This window comes from Acinetobacter sp. UBA6526, assembly GCF_002434875.1.
Taxonomy (GTDB): Bacteria; Pseudomonadota; Gammaproteobacteria; order Pseudomonadales; family Moraxellaceae; genus Acinetobacter; species Acinetobacter venetianus.
In genome coordinates this window covers 1-6,772 of record NZ_DJLC01000166.1, presented here as the reverse complement: position 1 = coordinate 6,772, position 6,772 = coordinate 1, and the positions used below count along the sequence as shown (strand labels likewise).

At 44.1% G+C, this 6,772-nt stretch carries 5 protein-coding genes; 1 reads left to right on the top strand and 4 read right to left on the bottom strand.

Annotation, left to right across the window (positions count from 1 at the left end; all coding sequences use genetic code 11):
- The 4 genes from acnD to B4237_RS11620 form a co-directional block, all read right to left on the bottom strand.
- Nucleotides 1-2,175: Fe/S-dependent 2-methylisocitrate dehydratase AcnD (gene acnD, locus B4237_RS11635; RefSeq protein WP_286943216.1), on the bottom strand; the 2,175-nt coding region annotated here is incomplete at its 3' end.
- Nucleotides 2,175-3,332, bottom strand: a complete 1,158-nt coding sequence (gene prpC, locus B4237_RS11630) for a bifunctional 2-methylcitrate synthase/citrate synthase (protein ID WP_004882089.1) — start codon at nucleotides 3,330-3,332, stop codon at nucleotides 2,175-2,177. The genes prpC and acnD, both read right to left, overlap by 1 nt.
- A 117-nt stretch (nucleotides 3,333-3,449) precedes the next feature.
- Entirely contained in the window at nucleotides 3,450-4,331 is an 882-nt protein-coding gene (gene prpB / locus B4237_RS11625) for a methylisocitrate lyase (RefSeq protein WP_004882090.1), read from the bottom strand.
- Nucleotides 4,324-5,034, bottom strand: a complete 711-nt coding sequence (locus B4237_RS11620; protein ID WP_007478243.1) for a GntR family transcriptional regulator — start codon at nucleotides 5,032-5,034, stop codon at nucleotides 4,324-4,326. Before B4237_RS11620 ends, prpB begins: the two co-directional genes overlap by 8 nt.
- A gap of 441 nt (nucleotides 5,035-5,475) precedes the next feature.
- Between B4237_RS11620 and B4237_RS11615 the strand changes: the two genes are divergently transcribed.
- A complete protein-coding gene (locus B4237_RS11615) occupies nucleotides 5,476-6,681 on the top strand; it encodes an aromatic amino acid transaminase (protein ID WP_286943209.1) in 1,206 nt (401 codons plus the stop codon).
- The last annotated feature ends 91 nt before the right edge of the window (nucleotides 6,682-6,772 follow it).

Below are 6,772 nucleotides of genomic sequence, written 5' to 3'. Positions count from 1 at the left end.
AATCGCTTCCCACATACGCATCACTTCGCCTTCAGGCTCTACACGCGCTTTTGAACCTTGTTTAATCGTGCCGTCAGAACGAACCACCATTTCATTAAATAGTTTCGGGTTGGCAAAGGTTGCACGTTGTGCCGTCAAATGGTCACCACGATGCGTCGCGTATGAGTTGAAGTCTTCTTCAGGTACGCCCATTTTGTGCAAGTATTCACCTGCCGCCGAATCCATCAAGATTGCATTTGATGGAGACAAGTGATCTGTGGTGATGTTGTCACCCAAAATCGCTAGCGGACGCATATTTGACAAAGTACGTGGTGCAGCCAACGCCCCTTCCCAATACGGCGGACGACGGATATAGGTACTTTGCGGACGCCAGTCGTAAAGTGGACTTTCAGCTTGTTCAAATTCGTCCAAGTCAAACATTGGAATGTAGACTTTACGGAATTGTTCAGGCTTCACAGCTTCTTTTACCAACGCATCAATTTCAGCATCAGATGGCCAAATGTCTTTCAGGTAAATCGGGTTACCGTCTTTGTCTGTACCCAGTGCATCTTTTTCGATGTCAAAACGAATCGTACCTGCAATCGCATACGCCACAACCAATGGTGGAGATGCAAGAAATGCCTGTTTTGCATATGGATGGATACGACCATCGAAGTTACGGTTACCCGAAAGCACGGCAGTTGCATACAGGTCACGGTCAATGATTTCTTGTTGAATCACTGGATCAAGCGCACCTGACATACCGTTACATGTTGTACATGCATACGCCACGATACCAAAACCAAGTTTTTCTAGGTCTTTAAGTACGCCAGCTTCTTCAAGATACAACGCAGCCGCTTTAGAACCCGGTGCAAATGATGATTTCACCCAAGGTTTACGCACTAAGCCAAGTTCATTAGCCTTACGTGCCAATAGACCCGCTGCCACTGTGTTACGTGGGTTTGAGGTATTGGTACAAGAGGTAATCGCTGCAATGATGATCGCGCCATCAGGCATTAAACCATCCGTACGATTTTCAACAACACCTGCAATACCTTTTTCTTTCAAGTCAGCCGTCGATACGCGTGCATGTGGGTTTGATGGGCCTGCAATGTTACGAGTCACTGTTGAAAGATCAAAACGAAGTACACGTGGGTACTGCGCTTTGGTCATATCCGATGCCCAAAGACCGATTTCTTTCGCATATTGCTCAACCAATGCCACTTGTGCATCTTCACGACCGGTCAGGCGTAAATAATCAATGGTGTTTTGATCGATGTAGAACATTGCCGCAGTTGCGCCATATTCAGGTGTCATGTTCGAGATGGTAGCACGGTCGCCCACAGACATACTGTCAGCACCTTCACCGAAGAACTCGAGATAACCACCCACCACACGCTCTTTACGCAAGAACTCAGTCAATGCAAGAACGATATCGGTTGCAGTAATGCCCGCTTGGCGCTGACCAACAAACTCAACCCCGATAATGTCAGGTAGACGCATCCAAGATGCACGACCCAACATCACATTTTCAGCTTCCAAACCACCGACACCGACCGAAATCACGCCAAGCGCATCGGTATGTGGCGTATGTGAGTCTGTGCCTACGCATGTATCTGGGAATGCCAAGCCATCACGGTTTTGAATCACTGGAGACATTTTCTCCAAGTTGATTTGGTGCATGATGCCGTTGCCCGCTGGGATCACATCGACATTTTTAAATGCAGTTTTCGTCCACTCAATAAAGTGGAAACGGTCTTCATTACGACGATCTTCGACTGCACGGTTTTTCTCAAATGCATCAGGATCAAAACCGCCATATTCCACTGCCAAAGAGTGGTCTACGATCAACTGCGTTGGAACCACTGGGTTTACTTTAGATGGATCGCCACCTTTGTCAGCAATCGCATCACGTAAGCCAGCAAGATCAACCAGTGCAGTTTGACCTAAGATGTCATGGCACACAACACGCGCAGGATACCAAGGAAAGTCCAAGTCCTGACGACGTTCGATCAATTGTTTTAAATAATCAGTTAAGTTTTCTGCATCAGCCTTACGTACAAGCTGTTCTGCCAACACTTTAGAGGTGTATGGCAAGGTCTCGTATGCGCCTGGCTGAATATCTTCAACGGCTTGACGCACGTCATAGTATTCGAGCTGGGTACCTGCCAGCGGTTTACGGTATTGATTTGACATTAACCACGCTCCGCCAATGGTTTGAATTCTAAGTTTTCAGGGCCAGTATAGTTCGCGCTTGGACGAATGATCTTGCCGTCTTGACGTTGTTCAATCACGTGTGCTGACCAACCTGCTGTACGTGCAATCACAAATAATGGTGTGAACATGGCTGTTGGAACACCCATCAAGTGATAGCTCACGGCGCTGAACCAGTCGAGGTTCGGGAACATGTTCTTCACTTCTTTCATCACTGCTTCCAAACGCTCAGCGATCAGATACATCTTGGTATTTTCTTGTGCTTCAGCAAGTTCACGCGCCACTTTCTTGATCACTTCGTTACGTGGATCAGAAACGGTATAGACAGGGTGACCAAAACCAATCACCACTTCTTTTTTCTCAACACGGCTACGGATGTCGGCTTCTGCTTCGTCAGCATTGTCGTAACGTTGTTGAATAACGAACGCAACTTCATTCGCACCACCATGTTTTGGCCCACGCAATGCACCGATACCGCCCGTGATTGCTGAATACATGTCTGAACCTGTACCTGCAACAACACGTGAAGTAAATGTAGAGGCATTGAACTCATGCTCTGCATACAGAATCAAAGAGGTATGCATCGCTTGAATCCACTCCTCAGATGGTGCTTCGCCATGAAGTAAATGGAGGAAATGTGCAGCGATTGAGTCATCATTGGTTTCAACTTCAATACGACGACCGTTGTTGCTGAAGTGGTACCAATACAACAACATTGAACCCAAGCTTGCCATCAATTTGTCAGCGATGTCTTTCGCACCTGCTTCATTGTGGTCTTCATGTTCAGGTGTTAAACAACCGAGCACAGATACACCTGTACGCATTACGTCCATTGGATGTGCAGATGGTGGCAACTGCTCAAGTGCAGTTTTCAATGCTGCTGGCAAGCCGCGAAGTGCTTTAAGTTTTGCTTTATATGCTTTCAACTCAGCTTTGTTTGGAAGTTTGCCATGTACAAGTAAGTGTGCAACTTCTTCAAATTGGCTTCCAACTGCAAGGTCAAGAATGTCATAACCACGGTAGTGCAAGTCATTACCACTACGACCCACGGTACAAAGTGCAGTGTTACCTGCAACTTGACCACTTAACGCAACTGATTTTTTTGGCTTGAAGCCTGTTGGAGTTTCATTACTGCTCATAAGATTGTCCTTTTCTGTTCTTTCTATGTGAATTATGAGTTCTAAAATCCCTCCCTAGCCCTCCCTTTCCAAAGGGAGGGAAGTCCCCCTTTGAAAAGGGGGATTTAGGGGGATTTCTTATTTTGCTTTTTCAAACGATGCATCAAGATACTGTTCAAACGCGTGATAGTTAATGCGTTCATACAATTCTTGACGCGTTTGCATGGTGTCAACAACGTTCTTCTGTGTGCCTTCTTTACGCAACGTCTCATAGACATTTTCTGCAGCTTTGTTCATCGCACGGAATGCAGAAAGTGGATATAACGCAATGCTGACATCGGCAGAAGCCAATTCTTCAGTCGTGAATAACGGCGTAGAACCAAACTCAGTGATATTCGCTAATACTGGCACTTTGGTGAGATCAGCAAATTGCTTGTACATCGCTAATTCAGTGATTGCTTCAGGGAACAACATATCCGCACCTGCTTCGATGTACGCACCTGCACGATCAATTGCTGCTTGTAAGCCTTCAACTGCAAGCGCATCGGTACGTGCCATGATCACAAAGTTTTCATCAGTACGTGCATCAACCGCCGCTTTGATACGATCAACCATTTCTTGCTGCGTGACGATGGCTTTATTCGGACGATGACCACAACGTTTTGCACCTACTTGGTCTTCGATGTGCATTGCTGCTGCGCCGAACTTAATCATTGATTTAGTGGTACGTGCAATGTTGAATGCTGAAGCACCAAAACCTGTATCCACATCAACCAATAATGGTAGATCACAGACATCCGTAATACGGCGTACATCCGTCAATACATCATCAAGGTTGCTAATACCCAAATCAGGTAAACCCAACGAACCAGCAGCAACACCACCACCAGACAAATAAATTGCTTTATAGCCTGCACGTTTTGCTAACAATGCATGATTGGCGTTAATCGCACCGACCACTTGTAATGGTTTTTCATTTGCGACCGCGTCGCGGAATAGCTGACCAGCAGATTTAGCCATGTTGATGTTCTCCTTGAGTTTGCAGCAATGTTTGCTCAACAATTTTGTAGGATGCATTGATGTGACGGTGCATCAGCATTTCAGCCAATTCACCATCACCCTCAGCAATCGCATCTAATATGCGGATATGTTCGTCCCAAGCTTTACTTGGTCGATCTGGGGTATTTGAAAATTGAATTCGATACATACGGATGAGGTGATAAAGCTCATCACATAACATTTTCTCTAAGGTTTTATTGCCACTGCTTTTGATAATGCAGTAATGGAAATCGTCTTGACCTTCTTGCAAGTAATAACCCTTACCTGCTTTAAAGTTTTCATCTTCGGCATGCATACGCAATACATCGCGTAAAGCTAGAATTTGTTTTTTATCAATATGCTGTGCAGCGAGTTTACAAGCTAGACCTTCTAAGGATGCACGCACTTGGTACAGTTCTTTAAATTGTTGTAGTGACAATGAGACAACACGTGCACCGACATGGGCGGTACGCTCAACCAGTTTTTGACCTTCGAGACGATGGATCGCCTCACGTAAAGGACCACGACTAATCCCATAAATACGTGCTAACTCAGGCTCAGAAATCTTACTGCCCGCAGGAATTTGTCCTAATACAATCGCCGATTGAATTTGCTTAAATACATGTTCCGTCAGGGTCATTCCCTGACTTGTGCTGATGGCTTGAGGAACAAGGGTATCTTGCATATTGTCGACAATCTCTACAGTTTTGATGATTTTATAACGAGATATAATAAAAAATGCAATAGGATTGTCGACAATAAAATAGACTTGCTCAGTCAACCCTATAATCTAGATACAACATTTACAACACACGACAAACAGAGGGAATCATAAATAATTTCATTACATAACAATAAGTTAATAGCATGAATTTTTTATTCTTTGATTTAGATTATTCCGTTTTTTGACTCTGACTAGGCTTTATCCTAAGACCATGGTATGACAGCTTGATTGTAGACAATCTCTATAATTGTTCCATTTACCATGAAATTTGTAAGTAAATACTGCACTAGAATGTAAATAACAGCGTGCTTCATCATCGCTTTATTGGTACATTATTGGGCATCTGGAGCAGCGCTCCTCAAGACACATCCATGCACCTTGTTGAATAAAAGGACATTGTTAATGTTTCAACATATCCCACCTTATGCAGGCGATCCAATCCTCTCTTTAATGGAACAGTTTAATGCTGATTCTCGCGCTGAAAAGGTTAACCTGAGTATTGGTTTGTACTATAACGAAGACAGTATCGTTCCTCAGCTTGATACCATTATCGAAGCTCAAAAACGTATTGCGCCTAAAAATGATAAAACCAAACTTTATCTCCCAATGGAAGGCTTCAAACCTTACCGTGATGCGATTCAAGCATTATTGTTTGGTACAAACAGCCCAGCAATTCAACAAGATCGTGTTGCTACCATTCAAACTTTGGGTGGTTCAGGTGCATTAAAAGTTGGTGCAGACTTCTTAAAAACTTATTTTCCAAATTCAGAAGTTTGGGTGAGCCAACCAACGTGGGATAACCATGTTGCGATCTTCAACGGCGCTGGCATCAAGAGCAACTTCTATCCATATTTTGATGCTAAAACACGTGGTGTTGATTTTGACGGTATGTTGTCGACATTAAAAACTTTGCCAGAGCAAAGCATCGTGTTGTTACATCCTTGCTGCCACAACCCAACAGGTGCGGATCTAAATCCAGCACAGTGGGATCAAGTGATTGCAGTGTTAAAAGAGCGTAATCTGATTCCATTCCTCGATATCGCTTATCAAGGATTTGGCGATGGTATGGAGCAAGATGCTTATGCAATCCGCGCCTTAGACAAAGCGGGCTTGAACTTCATTGTCAGCAACTCTTTCTCTAAAATCTTCTCACTTTATGGTGAGCGTGTTGGTGGTTTAACCTTCGTATGTGATGATGCTGAAGCCGCAAAATGCACATTCGGTCAGTTAAAAGCAACGGTACGTCGTATCTATTCAAGCCCACCAACAACAGGTGCATGGTTGGTTGATCAAGTGTTAAATGACGCTGATCTCAACCAACAATGGCAGGGCGAAGTCAAAGAGATGCGTGAGCGTATTATTAAAATGCGTAGCATCCTCAAAGATGAGTTGACTAAAGCCTTACCTGACCGTGACTTTAGCTACCTTGTGAATCAAAAAGGGATGTTTAGCTATACAGGTTTAACGGCTGAACAAGTGGATACACTTCGTGAAGAATATGCGATCTACTTAGTTCGCAGTGGTCGTATTTGTGTGGCTGGTTTAAACATGAATAATGTTTATAAAGTTGCAAAAGCAATGGCTGAAGTTCTAGCAAAGTCAGCTTAAAATCCCCTTGCGGAGCTATAATCGCTCCTCATCTCCCTTTTAAAAGGGAGACTTTATGGATCAAAAAAGGTTGTTTCACGTGAAACAACCT